The sequence below is a fragment of the Paenibacillus sp. 32352 genome, assembly GCF_002042965.1.
Taxonomy (GTDB): domain Bacteria; phylum Bacillota; class Bacilli; order Paenibacillales; family NBRC-103111; genus Paenibacillus_S; species Paenibacillus_S vulneris.
In genome coordinates this window covers 68,523-86,301 of record NZ_MZNT01000020.1, presented here as the reverse complement: position 1 = coordinate 86,301, position 17,779 = coordinate 68,523, and the positions used below count along the sequence as shown (strand labels likewise).

21 protein-coding genes are annotated in these 17,779 nt (G+C 46.6%); 8 read left to right on the top strand and 13 right to left on the bottom strand.

Features of this window, described 5'->3' with window-relative positions; all coding sequences use genetic code 11:
- Positions 1-2 precede the first annotated feature (2 nt).
- On the bottom strand, positions 3-983 hold the full coding sequence (locus B1728_RS33085) for a CgeB family protein (protein ID WP_079914694.1): 981 nt from the start codon (positions 981-983) through the stop codon (positions 3-5).
- A 90-nt stretch (positions 984-1,073) separates the two neighbouring features.
- On the opposite strand from B1728_RS33085, the gene B1728_RS33080 reads away from it, so the two are divergent.
- Positions 1,074-1,715 carry a polysaccharide deacetylase family protein gene (locus tag B1728_RS33080; RefSeq protein WP_179136295.1) on the top strand — a complete coding sequence of 214 codons (642 nt, stop codon included), beginning with the start codon at positions 1,074-1,076 and terminating at the stop codon, positions 1,713-1,715.
- On the opposite strand, the gene B1728_RS33075 is transcribed toward B1728_RS33080, so the two are convergent.
- From B1728_RS33075 to B1728_RS33050, 5 genes are all read right to left on the bottom strand, one after another.
- Positions 1,708-2,352, bottom strand: coding sequence for a polysaccharide deacetylase family protein (locus B1728_RS33075; protein ID WP_079914692.1), 645 nt, complete (start codon positions 2,350-2,352; stop codon positions 1,708-1,710). The genes B1728_RS33080 and B1728_RS33075 overlap by 8 nt on opposite strands.
- Before the next feature lie 26 nt (positions 2,353-2,378).
- Complete coding sequence (locus B1728_RS33070) at positions 2,379-3,359, bottom strand: CgeB family protein (protein WP_079914691.1); 981 nt, start codon at positions 3,357-3,359, stop codon at positions 2,379-2,381.
- Positions 3,360-3,546: 187 nt separating this feature from the next.
- Complete coding sequence (locus B1728_RS33060) at positions 3,547-4,275, bottom strand: glycoside hydrolase family 75 protein (RefSeq protein WP_079914689.1); 729 nt, start codon at positions 4,273-4,275, stop codon at positions 3,547-3,549.
- A 159-nt stretch (positions 4,276-4,434) separates the two neighbouring features.
- Positions 4,435-5,409, bottom strand: a complete 975-nt coding sequence (locus B1728_RS33055; RefSeq protein WP_079914688.1) for a diaminopimelate dehydrogenase — start codon at positions 5,407-5,409, stop codon at positions 4,435-4,437.
- A 131-nt stretch (positions 5,410-5,540) separates the two neighbouring features.
- Entirely contained in the window at positions 5,541-6,086 is a 546-nt protein-coding gene (locus tag B1728_RS33050) for a 50S ribosomal protein L25 (RefSeq protein ID WP_079914687.1), read from the bottom strand.
- Positions 6,087-6,462: 376 nt separating this feature from the next.
- Between B1728_RS33050 and B1728_RS33045 the strand changes: the two genes are divergently transcribed.
- Together B1728_RS33045 and B1728_RS33040 are read left to right on the top strand one after the other, a co-directional pair.
- Positions 6,463-6,726: an AbrB/MazE/SpoVT family DNA-binding domain-containing protein gene (locus B1728_RS33045; RefSeq protein ID WP_079914686.1), complete on the top strand. Its 264-nt coding sequence runs from the start codon at positions 6,463-6,465 to the stop codon at positions 6,724-6,726.
- Complete coding sequence (locus B1728_RS33040) at positions 6,726-7,127, top strand: type II toxin-antitoxin system death-on-curing family toxin (RefSeq protein WP_079914685.1); 402 nt, start codon at positions 6,726-6,728, stop codon at positions 7,125-7,127. The genes B1728_RS33045 and B1728_RS33040 overlap by 1 nt, the downstream gene beginning before the upstream one ends.
- A 114-nt stretch (positions 7,128-7,241) precedes the next feature.
- Here B1728_RS33040 and B1728_RS33035 read toward each other — a convergent pair whose 3' ends face one another.
- Both B1728_RS33035 and B1728_RS33030 read right to left on the bottom strand, forming a co-directional pair.
- Positions 7,242-8,453 (bottom strand): MFS transporter, encoded by a 1,212-nt coding sequence (locus tag B1728_RS33035; RefSeq protein ID WP_256865610.1) that lies wholly within the window; start codon positions 8,451-8,453, stop codon positions 7,242-7,244.
- Positions 8,454-8,599: 146 nt separating this feature from the next.
- Positions 8,600-8,902, bottom strand: coding sequence for an ArsR/SmtB family transcription factor (locus B1728_RS33030; protein ID WP_079914683.1), 303 nt, complete (start codon positions 8,900-8,902; stop codon positions 8,600-8,602).
- Between the two features lie 163 nt (positions 8,903-9,065).
- Between B1728_RS33030 and B1728_RS36475 the strand changes: the two genes are divergently transcribed.
- Positions 9,066-9,242, top strand: a complete 177-nt coding sequence (locus B1728_RS36475) for a hypothetical protein (RefSeq protein WP_179136294.1) — start codon at positions 9,066-9,068, stop codon at positions 9,240-9,242.
- 141 nt (positions 9,243-9,383) lie between these two features.
- Here B1728_RS36475 and B1728_RS33025 read toward each other — a convergent pair whose 3' ends face one another.
- Positions 9,384-10,556, bottom strand: a complete 1,173-nt coding sequence (locus B1728_RS33025; RefSeq protein ID WP_079914682.1) for an acyl-CoA dehydrogenase family protein — start codon at positions 10,554-10,556, stop codon at positions 9,384-9,386.
- 269 nt (positions 10,557-10,825) lie between these two features.
- Between B1728_RS33025 and B1728_RS33020 the strand changes: the two genes are divergently transcribed.
- The 4 genes from B1728_RS33020 (at position 10,826) to B1728_RS33005 (ending at position 14,030) form a co-directional block, all read left to right on the top strand.
- A complete protein-coding gene (locus B1728_RS33020; RefSeq protein WP_079914681.1) occupies positions 10,826-11,704 on the top strand; it encodes a transporter substrate-binding domain-containing protein in 879 nt (292 codons plus the stop codon).
- Between the two features lie 111 nt (positions 11,705-11,815).
- Positions 11,816-12,523 carry an amino acid ABC transporter permease gene (locus B1728_RS33015; protein WP_079914680.1) on the top strand — a complete coding sequence of 236 codons (708 nt, stop codon included), beginning with the start codon at positions 11,816-11,818 and terminating at the stop codon, positions 12,521-12,523.
- A gap of 13 nt (positions 12,524-12,536) precedes the next feature.
- A complete protein-coding gene (locus B1728_RS33010) occupies positions 12,537-13,250 on the top strand; it encodes an amino acid ABC transporter permease (protein WP_079914679.1) in 714 nt (237 codons plus the stop codon).
- A gap of 24 nt (positions 13,251-13,274) precedes the next feature.
- Positions 13,275-14,030 carry an amino acid ABC transporter ATP-binding protein gene (locus B1728_RS33005; RefSeq protein WP_079914678.1) on the top strand — a complete coding sequence of 252 codons (756 nt, stop codon included), beginning with the start codon at positions 13,275-13,277 and terminating at the stop codon, positions 14,028-14,030.
- Between the two features lie 148 nt (positions 14,031-14,178).
- Here B1728_RS33005 and B1728_RS33000 read toward each other — a convergent pair whose 3' ends face one another.
- The 4 genes from B1728_RS33000 to B1728_RS32985 are packed head-to-tail and all read right to left on the bottom strand — an operon-like array spanning position 14,179 to position 17,776.
- The gene (locus B1728_RS33000) at positions 14,179-14,442 is read right to left on the bottom strand and encodes an HPr family phosphocarrier protein (RefSeq protein ID WP_079914677.1); all 264 of its coding nucleotides are present in this window, start codon (positions 14,440-14,442) and stop codon (positions 14,179-14,181) included.
- Positions 14,443-14,448: 6 nt separating this feature from the next.
- Positions 14,449-16,179, bottom strand: coding sequence for a phosphoenolpyruvate--protein phosphotransferase (gene ptsP, locus B1728_RS32995; RefSeq protein WP_256865609.1), 1,731 nt, complete (start codon positions 16,177-16,179; stop codon positions 14,449-14,451).
- 2 nt (positions 16,180-16,181) lie between these two features.
- The gene (locus B1728_RS32990) at positions 16,182-17,342 is read right to left on the bottom strand and encodes a mannitol-1-phosphate 5-dehydrogenase (protein WP_079914676.1); all 1,161 of its coding nucleotides are present in this window, start codon (positions 17,340-17,342) and stop codon (positions 16,182-16,184) included.
- A complete protein-coding gene (locus B1728_RS32985) occupies positions 17,339-17,776 on the bottom strand; it encodes a PTS mannitol transporter subunit IIA (protein WP_079914675.1) in 438 nt (145 codons plus the stop codon). The genes B1728_RS32990 and B1728_RS32985 overlap by 4 nt, the downstream gene beginning before the upstream one ends.
- Between the last annotated feature and the right edge of the window lie 3 nt (positions 17,777-17,779).

Below are 17,779 nucleotides of genomic sequence, written 5' to 3'. Positions count from 1 at the left end.
AGCTACTTTAATAAGCCCGTCCTCCTAAGAATCGATAGCATACGTTTTGCCCGATTCGTGTAATTATGCCTATAAACCGTACGGTTCCCTTGCCTACGAATGCGTTCTCGAGCTGATGGGTGCTCTAGATAATGATGTACCAGCCGCACCGTATCTTCAGGCGAGGTCGACACTGCAAAATCGCGTCCCGGTTTACCGACCCGTCTTACCCCCGGTGTGTCGATGGTAAGAAGGAACCCCCCTGAACCTAATATTTCATAGGTTCGCTGGGTTACCATATCCCTGTAATTTTGCAGACCCAGCATGATTTGCGATGAACTATAAACTTGATTCGCATTTTGGTAAGGCAGCTTCCCATGTATCCAGCCTCGTGGAACGGTTTTACCCAAGTAAGGCTTCATCTTCTCCCAATCTGCCCCGTAGAAATCTACCCGAATACCCGCAGAAAGCAGCGGACGTATCAGAAGATTCAATGCCTTTCGCCGAAAATGCTTCGGATATCTGCTTAAGACTTGAGGATAGGCGTTCGCTACGACGGCAATTTTATGTCTATACTTTTGAAGCGGCTTTACCCTTCGATGAATACTAGGAGAAAAACCAAAATCGAGATGAGCTGCGCGGATACCAAGCTTCCGATAATAGGCGGCTGTCCGGGCGGAAATGGTAAATACAAAATCCGGTTTCATTCTTCGGATCAACGGAAGTGTAAATTCTGCTGTGAAATTGGGATCCTCTGTTGACCAATAGATCAATGGAATACCCGAAATGCTGGCGTATTGGCGCATCCACCGCTGCTTTTCCTTTGTTTGTTCAGGACCCCAACCCACAGTCATAAGCAGCTGCGGCTTGTAGGAGGAAATCAATGAAGCTATTTTTTTCTTGGTCAAGGGACCTGAAATCTTTACGTTATGACCCAAATCACGCAATCCATCAGTGAGCCCCCTCGACCAGATGGGCCCGCTTTCCAAAAAGAGAATTTTCATAGTCACTCCCCTTCGCAGGCCGCCACACAGTCAGGCTTTCCCGCTTTCGGAATATAATGCGAATGAATAACTTTTTAGGAGGAGATCCGTTTGGGCGATAGTGATGCTTTTTACCGTTTCCCGACAAATAAGCGATATATCGCGCTCACATTTGATATCGGATGGGGGAACCAGGTACCAGGGACCGTACTGTGGGTGCTGCAGCAAAAAAACGTGAAAAATGCAACTTTCTTTTTGTCGGCCGCCTGGGCAGCCAAACATCCCCGATTAGCACGTAAAATTCATTCCCTGGGCTATGAAATCGGCTCGCACGGGTTTTTGCATCAAGACTATACCAAACACCGCGAAGATTGGATTCGGGTCCAGGTAAAGAAAGCGGAAAGAATCATAAAAAACGTGACAGGGGTTCGGACCCGATTGATTCGGACACCTTACGGCAGTATCAATGCCAAGGTTGTAAAAAAACTAAGAACGTTAAACTATCGAACGATCCATTGGAGTGTAGATTCCCTGGACTGGACCAATCCAGGGGTTGATGCCATTGCCAAGCGGGTACTCTCTCAGACTAAGGCCGGGGACATCATTCTTATGCATGCAAGCGATTCTGCAACCCAAACGGCGAAGGCCCTTCCGATAATGATAGACCGATTAAGAGCCAAAGGATTCCGGTTCGTCACGGTTTCCGAGCTCATAAACGGGCGAACCGGTTCTGGTTCATCGCGCGTTAAATGATTTTTTGTCGGTTTGCTTTAGGACGGATCCCAGATAGCAGTTCATTCACGGTTACCAATGTGTAACCCTTCTTTTTTATTCCATCCAGAATAATGGGTAAGGCTTTCAACGTCTGGGGCCATGGGTCACAGCCGTGGAGCAATACGATCGCACCCGGATGTATATTAGGCAGCACCCGCTGAACGATTTTTTTTACATTCTTGTATTTCCAATCTAACGAATCCGTGTCCCAATGAACAATCGTTTGCTTCATGCTCAGCAGCTTCTTAATGACTCGCAAATCGAGGTCGCCGCTTGGCGTGCGAATCATATTGGTCTTGGCTCCGGTTGCGTTAACAATAGCCCGCTTGGCAGCTTTCACATCCCGCTCTATCCAAGCATTCGAATGAGAGGTGTAATCCTCATGACGATGTCCATGGGAAGCAATGTCAAAACCCATCTGCTGTATTCGCTTGGCAATACCAGGGTTGAGCTGTACCCACTCCCCAGTGACAAAAAATGTCGCTTTTTTTACGCCTCTTGCTTTCAATAAGGAAAGTAATTGGACAGGGACCCGATGACCATAAGCCATATTGAAGGTTAAGGCGAGGATCCGTTTACGGGTCGGCACATTGTAGATAACGCGATTTATCTTCACGGGTGATCTTCTCTTTCTTTTCCTTGTTATTTTAGAATGCTTCGTTTCTTTAGCTCAAGTAGCATCCGAATGGCACGATGCTTGTACGTATGCTTGGCGACAGCCTGCTTGCCGGCTTTTCTAATTTGTTCCCTTTTGTCAGGGTGTTTGAGATAATATCTGACAAGCCGTACCGTTTCTTCCGGAGAGCGTGAGACAACAAGGTGCTTTCCCGGCTTAAAGAGCCGTCGTATTTCCGGTGTGTCGCTTGTAAGCAAGAATCCTCCCGACCCGAGGATTTCATAAGTTCTTTGCGTTACTTGCTTTAATTGGTTTTGCGGACCAATAATAATTTTCGCGGAGTTGTAAACCTTATATGCCTCTTGATAAGGCAAATAACCGTGAATCCACTTCTCAGGAATCCGAATGCCTAGTACGGGCTTGACTTCATTCCACTGCCTTCCCCAGAAATCGACCCTGATTTTCCTTTTTACCAGCGGATGGATTAAAGTGGACAAGGACTTGATGCGAAAATGGCGAGGATATTTTTGTAATATTCGAGAATAGCCGTTGGCTACGATGGCGATATCGCTGCGAAACCCGGCATGCTCCCTCCCGTTCCTATGAACGTTCCGGTGGTGGCCGAAATCTGAATGAGCAGCGGGAATGCCCATTTTCTCGTACTTCTTTACCATGTCACGGCAGATGGTAAAGACAAAATCCGGTTTGACCGCTTTTACGTATGGGAGAGTAAAAGTATGGTGGTGCGTAGGATCTTCTGTTGCCCAGTAGACATGCGGAATGCCGGATCGGCCAACATAGTGCCGAATCCATTTGCGCTTGAGGGGGCTGTGTTCTTCCGTCCAACCCAAAGTAATGATCAAATGCGGCCGGAAATCCGCTATTAAGCGAGGAAGCTTTTTTCTCGTGAGAGGACCAGACACTTTCACCTGGTGTCCCGCATCCCGGAAGCCATTGGGAAGGCCATGAATCCACATGGGGTGGCTTTCTAAAAAAAGTACCCTCAAAGTCGGAACCCCCTGTTGTTATATTTCGCGGTCATTGCCTGTATCCAGGAAGCCTTGACCATAAAATAGATTATGCGTGCAGAATACAAAGGAAAGTTGTCCGTTCGCTGCAGGCGATGCCTAAATTCGGGCAACAAAAAAGCCGGCTTTTCGAAGCCCGGCTGGCGATAGGCGATACTATGTTTAACTAGCATTGCTGTACCTTTTTTAAAAGCTGAATCCCGCCCCACTCTCTGAACAGCCTTTGTGTCTTTATTATAATCTCCCTTCGGGTAGGTATGTGCCCATTTCCCCTTCCGGACTTCGGAAAAACTAAATAGAATACATTCTCTTGATTTCCTGTTCCGCCCGTTCTTGGATTCGAGTTGATGCCCAGCACTCTAGCTAATGCAATGGAGCCTTCACCAATACCAACATCCGTATCCGCGTAAACAGCAAAAGCCAATCTTCCATTCTTTATGTTATAAACTACGGCCATATCGCCCAAAACTGCACCAAAGCTTCTCCTTTGGGGTAAAACGATAAAGGGGATTTTCTCCGAATTCACATAAGCGTTCGGATCGGTAAAGCGCTTGTTAAAATCACTTAGGGCTGTTTGGGAAACATAAAAGCCGGGGGCGGGATCCGTACGTTTTTGTATGACCGGCCTTCCCGAAGGCTTGCCGTTGTGTGTAACAATCCCTACCCAATGGCCGGGTCTGCCAGCGTGGCTCAAATCGTCAAGCCCGGTATTTTGGGGATTGTAGGCGCGGGGGGATCCATCTGCGTCAATGTCCATGATGCTGCGGTAGAAAAATGCCGGAGGTTTATGCCCGGGAATCGTATAAATGAATACCTTTTTATTAAATCGGTTCAGCACGACGCCGATTCTACGCACCTTAACAGCTGCAGGCTTAAATTTTTTTATATGGATCATTCCTTCCGGTAAGAACCTTTATTGCCTATACTATTTTTATTTGGTGCGCATGGTTCCTATAAGCTCGCAGCGTGCATGAAAAAAGGGGCTTATAAATAGAAAAAACACCATTTCCATGATGTTTTTTCTATTTATAAGGGTGGGGAAATACCGAGCGCTTTACAGCAATTCCCTTCTAAGCTGCTCGCCCGATTTGGGGGATAAGTAGCTGAAAGGAATATCGAATGCCGTTTTGGTCCCTGTAAAGCCTTCCTTCGCGAATCTGCTGATAGCTCTGGCATAGGCGACCAACACGCTTCCCGTAAATTCGGGATTGCTGGCAAGGTTGAGTCCAAATTCGATAATCTGCTTGCTGTTGTCACCTGTCTTCCCGCTTCTGAGAACAAGTCCGCCATGAGGCATGGCGGAGTGCTTTTCCTGCAGCTCTTCTGCACTAATAAAGTTCACCCGAGTCTCATAATCGGCAAAATAATCCGGCATCGTGGTAATTTCATGTTCAATTCGGGACAAATCTTCTCCTGGCTCCACTACAACATAGCACTCTCTCAAATGCTTGTCCCTTGCGGTCAGTACCGGATCCTCCCCCCTTCTTACCTTATCCACCGCATCCATGCTGGGGATGGTATATTGAACCGCATTGTCGACGCCCCGAATTCGGCGAATCGCATCCGAATGCCCCTGGCTCACGCCTTTTCCCCAAAACGTGTACTCATTTCCTTCCGGCAGCACCGCCTCAGCGAGCAGACGGTTTAATGAAAATAAGCCCGGATCCCAACCCGTTGAAATCACACTTGCATGCCCGCCTCTTCTTGCCGATGCATCTACCGCATCGAAGTATTCTGGAATTTTGGCGTGCCTGTCGAAGCTGTCCACCGTATGGAACATGGAAGCGAAGTACGGGCCTTGCTCCGGTAAATCCGTTGCAGAACCGCCGCATAATATCATGACATCGATCTTTCCTATGTATTGTTCAGCTTCAGAGATGTGCTTGATTAGCCCTGTCGAGGCCATGTTCCCGGGCTGACGTCTCGTGAAGATCGCTGCAAGCTCCATATCCGGGTTCTGCCGAATGGCCTTTTCAACCCCGCGGCCCAAATTGCCATAACCTACAATCCCGACTCTTATCATTGACATATAATTCCCTCCACGCTTTTATATCAATCCTTGTCGTAACGGACAAGGCCTTACGTTCAAACAAAAACATCGTGCCCGCAAGCAAATCGCAAGCACGACGTGATCTCTTTTTTTACATGATGTAACGAAAGCTAAGGCTTAACGACGGAAAGCAGGAACTCGTGGGCCTCGGAAATCACCGTCACCTCAGACGCAAACTCCACATCCTTGACGTACAACGTTTCTCCAATGCCCATCGTGCTAATATTCAATTCCACTACATCCGGCAAATGCTTAGGCAATGCCTCTACCTCGATAGCCGAGCATTGAATCTGCACGACGCCGCCTTCCTTTGTTCCGATAGGAGTTCCTTTGAACTTGACCGGAATCTTCGTGCGAATGCGCTCGCCCATCTGAACCTGCTGAAAATCGACATGCAATAAATCCCTCGTCACCGGGTCCCGCTGGAAGTCCTCCAGCAGTACGGTCAGCGAGCCTTCGCCTTCAAAATGCAGCTCAATGAATCCTGACCCGCCTTGCTTCAGCCATTTTTGAAACTGGGTCGCCGAAATATGAATCCGCTCATTCTCCGCATGTTTTCTGAAAATAACGCCCGGCAGACGTCCGGATCTGCGCAGTTCCCGAAGTCCGGAAGAATTTAACGGTACGCGGGGTTCCGCTTGAAACCTTGTAGTCATGCTATGCTCGCTCCTTCTCATCAAATGATCTTTGCCTGCTGCCCACGGTCATCCAATATCCCCTTAACGGGGCTGCAAAGAGAAACATAGCATCACCACCTCCATGTCCTATCGAACCGATTTACAAGACATTTAATGTAAATTTCCCATAAATATGCACCAAGGCACCCTACTCCGAAAGAGTAGAATGCCTATGGGATACTTTTACCATATCATAGATATCCTGTTTTGTCGATCTGATCTAGATATGTAAAATTCATACTTCTATAATGATCGTAATTGGGTATTACCCGGTTATCCATTCATTTCAAAATACCATGTAATAATGTATAATTGTTATAACAGTTGAATAATATGATAAGGAGTTGATTACAATATGAGCAAGGTGATAGAAATGGAACGCAAAGTCTCGAAGTTTGGAAACAGCTTGGGCTTAACGATGACAGACGCTCTTAAACAACTCGGATTGGATGCCGGTGATTCCGTCCGTATTGAAGTCCATGAAAATGATGGGGAAATCGTTATTAAAAAAATCAATAAGGTAAATCTGCCGACTGGAATCAGCACTGATTTTCTAGATACCCTTTCCAAAGTTATGGAGGAGTATGACGAAACATTAAAAGGACTGAAAGATAGATAATGGACAAAACCCGGTTTATTACCGTCCAAGAGGTTATAGCTATTAACGTTGCTATGATACAAAAATATAGTCCCGGAGAACATATTGGTGTAAAAAACAACAGTCTATTGGAATCCGCTGTGTTACGCCCGCAATCATCAGCTTTTGGCAAAGATGCCTATGAAACCCTTTATGAGAAAGCGGCTGCGCTTTTTGAATCCCTCGGTCAAAACCATCCCTTTCAAAACGCAAATAAGCGAACGGCTTTTACTGCCCTGGTCATCTTCTTGCGGTATAATGGCAGTCATTTCATAATGGGCAGCAAAGACGCGGAGAATTTTACTGTAGATATGGTAAATCATCAGTTTGGTTTTCAAGAGCTCACTGAGATGATTCAAAGGAGCTGCAGGATGTTAGAATAAACTAAGAGACACCAGCCCTGGAAGGCCGATGTCTCTTTTTATTATGGCGATGGTTCGGCTGCTCCCGCCGGAAATCGCTGGCTGCAGAGCCGCATTCTCACCAAAAGGATCCGCTCATTCTTGAACAGGCCGTTCCTGCACACCCTGGTATGTTTGCCTAGCTCCCTTGCTTTCTTTCATCATGCTGTTCAAGCTTAGGGCCGCAAGGATTGCGATAGCTACACCAATGGCTCCAAACCATGTGATCGAGGATAAGGATACCTGCTCAACGGCAATGGCTCCTATCCCTGCACCTGCCGCCATCGCGAGCTGCAGCATAGATTGATTGAGACCCAGCATAATCCCGGAGTATTCCGGCTTAATCCGAACCAGATTATATTGCTGCGTAGGACCGGTAGACCATGCCGAGAATGACCATAAGATCAACAGTGCGGCAATGACGAACATATTAGCTGATACGGCAATCGCCAGCGAAAGCAAAATGAGAGCAGCGACGTGCACAGTCATTCCGCCGAGTAATGTGGAGGATACCCCCCATTTATCTGTGCTGTAGCCCCCTGTTTTGGAGCCTATTAAGCTTGCAATACCGAATGCCAATAAAACCCCGCTTAACATCCCCTCATTCACCCCTGCAACGTTAAGAAGATAGGGAGAAATGTACGTATAAGCTATTGAATATCCCCCTAACCAAAAGAGGGTAATAGATAAGCCAACTGCAACCTTTTTGTTTTTCAACAACGCTAACTGTTGCGTTAGAGGTACGGGGGCGTCCCCTTTAATTCGAGGAATGGTGTAGAAAAGAACAAAGACGGCCACAAGTCCCGCTAAAGCAATGAAACCGAATACCGATCGCCATCCGTATTCAGCAGCAGCCATTCGCCCAAGAGGAACGCCAATAATTAACGATGCCGTAAATCCCATAACGACCGTAGCGATTGAGCTTGCCTGCTTACCTGCAGGCGCAATTTTGGCTGCAATATCCAAGGCTGTAACCACCACCACGCCCGCTCCCAAAGCCATGATCACACGGGATATAATAAACAGTCCAAATCCAGGCAAAGCAAAGGACATCACATTGGCTAAGATGAATATTCCCAATGCTCCTACCAGCAGGTTCTTTCTATCCAGCTTTGATGTCAGGGCCATTGTAACCGGTGTGCACAGCCCATATACCAATGAAAAAATAGTTACAAGCTGTCCCGCCGCGGTAATCGAAATTGCCATCGAGTCCGAGATCTTATCCAGGACACCTGAGATCACATATTCGGACGTCCCCACTAAAAAGCTAACCAATGCTAAAAAATAAACCTTCCATGTACTAGACAAAAAAATCACCCATCCTTTACTATATTCACATCTATATATTATAAATTGTCGATGTGTTGAACCATACAAAAACATATCGTGATATGTCGATACGTTTTTCTTAAATAAAACTGAATTCTCAAGATGAGCATTCAGTTTAGCCCTGCTTATATTTCATTGTTCAGAAATGCGGCAATCTCACGCAGCTTTTCGTCATCCCTTGTATAGTAGGTGTATTTGCCAATGCGCTCTGCCTTGATCAGACCTGCCCGTTGAAGAATGGACAAATACTGGGACGCCGTGGATTGGGTCATATTTAATTTTTCAGTAACCTGACAGACGCATACCCCGGTTTTTCTCATATCAATCCCTTCATGGGGCTTAAAATGTTTTTCGGGTTCCTTTAACCACTGTAGAATTTGCAATCTCGACTCGTTGGACAACGCTTTGAAAATTTCGATGGGATTCATACATATAATCATATCGGGAATTATCGATTTGTCAAGTGGGCTTTAGTGAAATCATCTGCAAATCTGTCATGATTTAACCCTTTATAGTTTCTTAACTTTATTATTTGCCCCGTTATGGTATTATTTGGTACAAACCTTGGAGAAATGGGGAGGGATATTCTAGATGAGCAAGTATCAAAGACTTATTAATGATTTGAATAACGACCTCGAATCGAATAATGAGACCTTGACCATACACATTTGGAGCACAGATGCTTTCCTTGAAAAAATGGACCCAGCACAGGCAGAAGATTGGAAGGAACAGTTTATTTTGAACATTATCCAGAAGGAAAAAAACTAACGGTAATGTCCCGAAATGCAAAAAACACCGACTAAATCGTCGATGCTATTCGCATTTATTGGGAACGAACTGCAGTTTAGCAAATCAGTGATCCGCCACGTCATGGTGTGGATGTTCGGGCGTAAAGGCAGAAACCAGGCTTCATACTCGTGCCGCGGCTTTTAACTTATCCTGCTCGATGGCCGATAAAGCGATCTTTTGTATGGTAGCGTCATCCATAGGCGGATTATGCAAGCCGGCTCTTACATCCCGATAGTATCGCTGCAATGGATTGCTGCGGTGGATGCTTTTGATTCCCAGGATTCTCATCGCTTTGTCCACAACAGCAATCGCCGTATTGGTGACTGCATGTTTGGCCGCGCCGAGCTCGTTCGTGAGGAACGGTCTTCGCGATAAATCATCGTAGGCTTCGGCAGCACTATATAAAAAATGCCTTACTTTCATCAGCTCAAGATCCATTTCGCCTATAAGCTGTTGAATGTTGGACAGCTGACTGATCGGCCCGCTTATACTATTAGGCGAATAATGATTGGCAAACCGGACCGCATAGTCTCTCGCAGCCTGCGCGACGCCCAGATAACAAGCCGGAATATGGAGCAGCCAGCCGTTCACTTCTTTTCCTCTGCCAAGAATATCGGGTTCAACAAGCAGATCCTCATGGACAGTGACTTGTTCCAGGACAAGATCGTGGCTGCCTGTTCCCCGTAACGAAATGGTATCCCAAGTTTCATCAATTCTAATTCCCTCTAAATCCTTATGCACCAGGAAGTACCCGATCGTCTCCGTTTCCTCTATCCATGCCGAAACAAGAAAATAAGTTAACATAGGAGCAAGCGATGTAAACACCTTACGTCCCGAGATCACCCAATGGTTCCCTTTTTTTATGGCCTTGGTCTCGGGGCGGCCGCCTCTTGTCGGGCTTCCTGTCTGCGCCTCAGAGGCAGCTCGATTGATTAAGGCCCCCTTGGCAATTTCTTCAGCTATAAAATTCAGGTCTCGATCCGACCATAATTTTTTCTCAAACAGCTCCCCGATCACGGACAAATGCCACCCAATAGCTAAGGCAGTAGAGGCATCGAAGCTCGCGACTGTTTCCTGGAGCAGCACCATATCATATACGTTTAGCCCTTCCCCGCCATAAGCTTTTGGAAGTGTCGACCGGGTGTAGCCCAGTTCGATTAAATCTACTATATTTTCCGTAGGGAAGAGCCCCTCCTCATCGATTCGCGCGGCTTTATTTTTGAAATCAGCCTCCTTCTCGTATAGCTTGTTCAGCCATTCTTGTTGAATATCCCGCCGTATAAATAAATTCATCCTGATTCCCCCTCTATGCGATAAAAGTACCCTCTTGCCTAACGATCCAAAATATCATATAATTCCGATTGGATTTATTTAGTATTATGTTATTTCCAATGCCGGTTATTTGTCAAGAAAGAAAGACCCTTTGATCCATTTTAATTCCTACTTTACTGATTGGATTTCTTGTGTTAATATTTGGTTCATCAAAAAAAGGTTCACGTTGGTTTATCATTCTACCGGGTTTCTAACAAACTTTATAGATCATTTCAAAGGAGATTTGCGTGATGAGAAAAAAATGGTTATCTATGGCTGTCACTAGTTTAGCGTTGGTCACTCTACTGGCGGGATGCGGTTCAAGCACAACGGCTTCCACAGACGCATCGAAGGGCTCATCGGATGTTAAAGACTCCAAAGCCAGAGTCGTCAAAATAGCGTATGATCAAGCTTCCAAACCTATAAGCTACACGGACGACAAGGGAAATCCAACGGGATATGATGTCGAAGCTATGAAGTTAGTGGGCCAATTACTCCCTCAATACAAATTCGAATTCGTTGGAACATCCAGCGACGACTTATTATTAGGCGTTGAACAAGGTAAGTATCAAGTGGGTATTAAAAATGCTTTTTGGACAGAGGAGCGAACCAAAAAATTTATTTTCCCCAAAGAATTTCTGGGCTTAAGCAGCACCGGACTTGTATTAAAGAAAAAGAATGAAAACATTAAAAACCTGTCGGATTTCGCTTCAGCCGGATTTACGCTAGCGCCTATTGCTGCTAATAACGCGCAATATACCATTATTGACGAATACAACAAGACGAATCCTAATAATAAAGTAAAATTGCAAGCCGGCGATTCGTTCACAGTGGATGTAGTTCAATGGGTAAATGAAGGGCGCGTGGACGGAGGTGTCATGATTGAAGGTCCTTTCCAAAAGCAAGTCACCGAGCCGGACGGCCCCTATTATAAGTTCAAGGATCAGATTGTCTACAATGAGTTCGCCGTGATCAAAACGTGGCCGTTGTTCAATAAGAAGGAACAGGAATTCGCAGATGCTTACGATGAGGCTATTAAAAAGCTGAAAAATGACAAGAAGCTCAATGAATTGAGCACCAAATTTTATGGCCGGGATTTGTTCGAGGTATTAAATGCCGTTAAAAGGTAATGGCCTATTGCCTAGCTAGTTTCCCAAAGTCAAATAAAAGCTTGTCACTTGAGTGGCAAGTTTTTTCGATTAATGCTTTTACCTATTCATAAGCCAGAATGAAGGTGAACCATGAACCACTATTTCGATGCAAAATATATCTTTGACTCCATTCCCGTGCTAATTCCGTTTTTAAAAGTAACCTTTATGGTTACCGGTTTCTCTGTATTGTTCGGCACCCTTCTAGGCTTCCTTCTAGCGGCGGCAAAAATAGGGAAGAATCGCTGGGCTAGTAAAACGGCTCATGGGTACACCACTATAATCCGATGCACGCCGTCCATTGTGCTTCTATTTCTAACGTATTACGGAATCCCGTTCCTATTCAATCAGTTTGGCATCGACTTGAACAGCATTGATAAATCCGTATTTGTGGTTATTACGTTCTCGCTTCAATTCGCGGCAGCGATGTCCGAGGTCATCCGAACCGCCTATGAATCTGTAGATAAAGGGCAGTATGAAGCTGCGGTAAGTGTAGGATTGAGCAGCACGCAGGCTTACAGGAGAATCATTTTTCCCCAGGCTTTTGTAGTGGCACTGCCCAATTTTGGCAACAGCCTGCTAGCGCTGATTAAGGAAGGCTCCTTGGCGTATACGATCGGATTGATCGATGTCATCGGGAAAGCAAGTTTAATTATTTCAAGCAATTACAACGCTCACGCGTTAGAAATTTATTTGGCCTTGTCCCTGATTTACTGGGTAATTTCCATTGCTATTGAGCAGCTGTTCTCGAAGCTGGAACGAGTATTCAGCAAAGGAAAACAAGCTCTAAAAACCGTATAAGGAGGTGGGGAACGTGTCGGAAGGGCTCGATTGGGGATTTTTGGTGAAAACCTTTTTTATAGCATTATCCGGTGCTCCTACTGCGCTAGCCATTACAGTGGTCGCGCTGCTGATTGCGGCTCCACTAGGCTTTATGGGGGCGTTAACCAGAATTAACAAAATCCCGGTTTTGCACCGGCTCGCTCAGATCTATATTTCTTTTGTAAGAGGAACACCTATCATCGTCCAAATTTTTATTATCTATAGCAGCGTGCCCTTATTGCTAACTAATCTATTTGCCAAGCTTCATATTCAAGTTGACATTTACAAAGTGAATCCCATTTGGTACGCATTCATCGTATTTTCCTTGTACACGACAGCTACGCTGATCGAGGTATTCCGTTCGGCCATCAACACAGTCAACAAAGGGCAGCTTGAAGCCGCTTTGTCTGTCGGATTAACTACCGTCCAAGCTTTTAGAAGGATTATCGTTCCGCAAGCTTTGGTCGTGGCATTACCCAATATTTGTACTGCGACAACCAATCTCATTAAAGCTACCTCTTTGGGCTATGCGATGTCCTTGCAAGAAATTACATTAAAAGCTAAAGTAGCGGCCAACGTCGGGTACAACTACGTAGAGGCTTATATCGATATTTTTCTTATCTATTTGATTATTTGCAGTCTGGTGGAATACGGATTTAAGCGGTATGAGAAATATTTGAGAACCTACAAAACGGTAAATGCCTAAGAATGAGCAAGGGGGGCCACACACGTGTTAGAGATTCGGGATGTCTATAAATCATTTGGTAAACAGGAGATTTTAAAGGGAGTCAGCCTAAAAATAGATAAGGGCGACGTGGTCGTCATCCTTGGTCCCAGCGGCTCGGGTAAAACCACCTTACTCCGATGCATTAATTTTTTGGAAAGATCCGACCAGGGGCACGCCGTGTTTGGAAATGTCGATGTGAACCTTCGAACAGCAACAAAAAAACAAATTCACGACATTCGCCAAAAGGTCGCTTTCGTATTCCAAAATTATAATTTGTTCAACAACAAAACAGCGTTAGAAAATGTGACCGAAGGACTGATTATCGGAAGAAAGGTACCTAAACAGGAGGCGGATGAAATCGGCAGGGCCATGCTCGATAAAGTAGGGCTTTCAGACAAATACAACGCGTATCCCAGCCAATTATCAGGAGGCCAGCAGCAACGGGTTGGCATTGCGAGGGCTCTTGCATTAAATCCTGACATCATTTTATTTGATGAGCCTACTTCTGCGCTTGATCCGGAATTAGTCGGGGAAGTGTTAACCGTCATGAGAAACATTGCGAAGGAAGGAACAACGATGCTAGTGGTTACTCACGAAATGTCCTTTGCCAGGGATGTGGCTAACACAGTTATTTTTATGGATGGCGGAAGCATTGTGGAGCAAGGAACGCCGAAGGACATATTTACAAGCCCAAAAGAAGAACGTACCCAACAGTTCTTAAGGAGAGTTTTGCCGGCGGATTACTCTTATGACATTTAAGTGAGCTACAGATTTGGATAGGCTGATAGTTTCCAGCGAGCAGGAAAAAGTACCCTATAGGCAGACTACTTTATGTGTCTACTCTATAGGGTACAGTTTGTCGTGTGGACAAGGTTCCACTATTCCAAACCCGTTAAGCGTAAGCGTGCTACTCTTCAAATATCTTCGTAAGCAGCCCGCCCAATTGGGTTAATGCTTGCTCTTCTTGCTCACCGTCTATTTCCAGCGTTACTTCATCATTTTGCTGAATGCCCAGGGTCAGCATACTAAGAGAACTTTTCCCGTTCACCTTCTTATCCCCTTTAATCACGCTGATCTTGCAAGGGAACGCGCTGGCGGCCTGAACAAATTCTTTTGTAGGCCGTGCATGGAAACCGGATGGATTCAGTACTTTAAAAGTTTGAGTTTTCATATCTGGTTACTCCTTGGTCTTTTGATGTACGAATTGAACAATGCCCTCATGACTGCTCATCGCCATTATTTGCTCCGTATAATCCGCCCACTCTCTGCGGTTTAACCGCTTGATGAGAGCTCTCGTCGACAAAATGGAGCCTGCACTCATGCTGAACTCATGGAGCCCCATTCCGAGCAGGATCGGAACCGCCGTTTCATCCCCGGCCATTTCTCCGCACATACCAACCCATTTGCCTTCTTTCTCCGCGGCTTGAATCACCATGCGGATTAATCTTAACACAGAGGGGTGGCACGGCTGATACAAATACGCCACGTTCTCGTTCATGCGGTCGGCGGCCATCGTATATTGAATCAGATCATTGGTGCCGATGCTGAAAAAGTCGACCTCTTTGGCTAAGTGATCGGCAGCCAGTGCCGCGGCAGGAATCTCTATCATGATTCCGATCTCGATGATATCGGATACGGCTGTTCCTTCGCCAATCAGCTTCTCCTTTTCCTCCTGCAGCAGCCGCTTCGCCTCCAGAAGCTCTTCTCTTACCGCAATCATAGGAAACATGATTTTTAAATTGCCGAAGCTGCTTGCACGCAGCAAAGCTCTAAGCTGGGTACGGAACAAATCCTGTCGGCTGAGGCATAAACGCACCGCGCGCAGTCCAAGGAACGGATTGCTTTCCGCTGGAAGCTTCATATATGGCAATTCCTTGTCGCCGCCGATATCCAGCGTACGAATGACAACAGGCTTGTTCTTCATTCGTTCCAGCACATGTTTATATACCTGGAACTGCTCATCTTCGCTGGGAAGAGCACTACGGCCCATATATAAAAATTCCGTCCGCAGCAAGCCGATGCCTTCCGCTCCGTTCTCAAGCACCTTCTGCAAATCTTCCACGCTGCCGATATTGGCCGCCAGTTCTACATGGTGGCCATCCTGCGAAATAGTCGGCTGATCCAGCAGCTTGCGCAGCTCGCGTCTACGCTCGTCATACGCCGCTTTGCTCGCTTGGTACGCCGCTAGCTCCTCATCGGTCGGATTGACGATCACGGTTCCGCCCACAGCGTCCATAATGATCGGTGTTCCCGTATCGATGAGTGCCGCTGCCTCGCCTGCCCCCACGATGGCAGGTACCTCAAGGGAACGCGCCATAATCGCCGAATGCGAGGTGCGGCTGCCGATTTCGGTTACAAACCCGAGCACATAATCAAGATTTAACTGCGCCGTATCCGAAGGGGTCAAATCCTCCGCAACAAGAACACACGGCTCATGGATGGCCGATACCGATGCATGAGGGATTCCCCTCAAATGGCTCATTATACGGCCTGATACGTCGCGCACATCTGCCGCACGTTCCCGCAGCAACTCATTATCCATTGCGCTCAGTGCCTCGATGAAGACAGTGGAAACCTCGTGGAGCGCATATTGGGCGTTATCACCCTCGTTTTCGATTTTCTCAATGATGGCATCGATCAAATCGGGATCTTCTAACAGCATCAGATGCGCTTCAAAAATTTCCGCCTTCGCCGCACCCATTCGAGCTTCCGTCATACTGCGAATCTGTTCGAGCTCTTGCTTTGCGCGCTCTACCGCCTCGCGAAAGAGCGTTAGCTCGCGTTGTACATCGGCTGCCTTGTCAGCCCCAGGAACATACTGCTCCTGACGCAGGCGAAAAGCTTTGCCGATAGCAATACCCGGTGAGGCAGCGATACCGGACAGACGATTGGTTGCCATTTCAGTCATGCTCATACCTCCTTAACACCCGCTTTTAACTGTTCATAATGAATAATAATGGCTTTATGCAGCGGGTGCTCCTTGTCGATCGAAGTATAGCTCGTAATGGTTTGATCCAAGCCATGCTCGGATAAGGACTTCTGAATTTCCGCAGCTTCCGGGTCGGACGCAATGTCAAACAGAAGCGCGGAAGCAATGCCCATTGTTAGGTACCGTGTGGACAGACCAAGCTCAAAAGCCTGCAAGGCCGGACGAACAAAACGGTCGTTACGGGATATTTTGCGAATCGGTGATCTGCCGATACGTTCGATGTGATCCGTCAAATAAGGGTTGGAGAAACGGCCTAGTATTTTATCAATATACTGCTCATGCTCCCCACGATCAAATCCATATTTACGGGTTAGCAGCGCTCCTGTTTCTTCCATGATATGCCGTACGTTTTTTGCGATTTCGGAATCCGCCATCGCTTCTTGAATGGTGCCGTAGCCTTGCAGATATCCGAGGTAAGCCGCGAAGCCGTGCCCTGTGTTAACTGTAAACAGCTTACGCTCAATATAAGGCTCTAGCTCGGAAACGTAATGTACGCCTTCGATTCGATGAAAGCCCGGAAGCATTTTCGATTCATCCACGACCCATTCATAAAATGGCTCCACCCTCACTTCGAGAGGGTCCTCATTGTGCTGAATAGGAACGATGCGGTCAACCGCCGAATCCGGAAAAGCAGCGAATTTCCCTACGATCTCTTGAAGTTCCGGGCTTAAATGGCTGTATACATGCTCTTTAAGCTGAGTGCTTCCTCCGATCGCATTTTCGCAGGCGATAATGTGGAGCGGGGCGGCACCGCGTTCTGCACGTTTAGCAAGCCCCATTGCTATACCTTCAGCAATATGTTTAAGAATGTTAACCCCAACCGCCGTTGTCACAAGATCGGCCTGTGCGACGGCTTCCGCAACATCCTCCAGATTCTTACCATTTATCGCCGTCACGTTCGATACATAGAACGAATCTTGTGCAGCGTTCGCCAAACGAACGGTATATGCTTTTCTTTCCTTCAGCAATTCCACCAAGCTGTCGTTCACATCGGAGAAGCAAACTTCATAACCCGCTTGGGACAATACTAGCCCGATGAAGCCCCTGCCAATGTTCCCGGCGCCAAAATGCAGAGCTCTCATGATTCCATCCCGCTTTCGAATATACCGATAATTTCCTCAGCTGTGGACGCTTTTTGAATACTCTCCATATTTTCCTCTTCAGAACAAACCATCGCTACATTGGTCAAAATGTCCAAATGCTCACCGCCGGCGGCAGCAATACCGATAACGAGCGTTGCCTTTTCTCCGTCTCCGAAATCGACACCCTGCGGAATTTGTACAATCGACAAGCCTGTGGAATGAATCAACGATTTGGAATCCTGCGTACCGTGAGGAATGGCCAGCCCATTGCCCATATAAGTGGACAGCGTCGCCTCGCGCTCAAGCATTTTTTCGATATACCCTGCCGAGGCATGACCGGCATCGACCAGCAGCTGGCCAGCCATGCGAATCGCTTCGAATTTGTCTTTAGGTTGTGCATTTAGTTTCACTTTGTTTGCAGACAGTATGCTCATAGT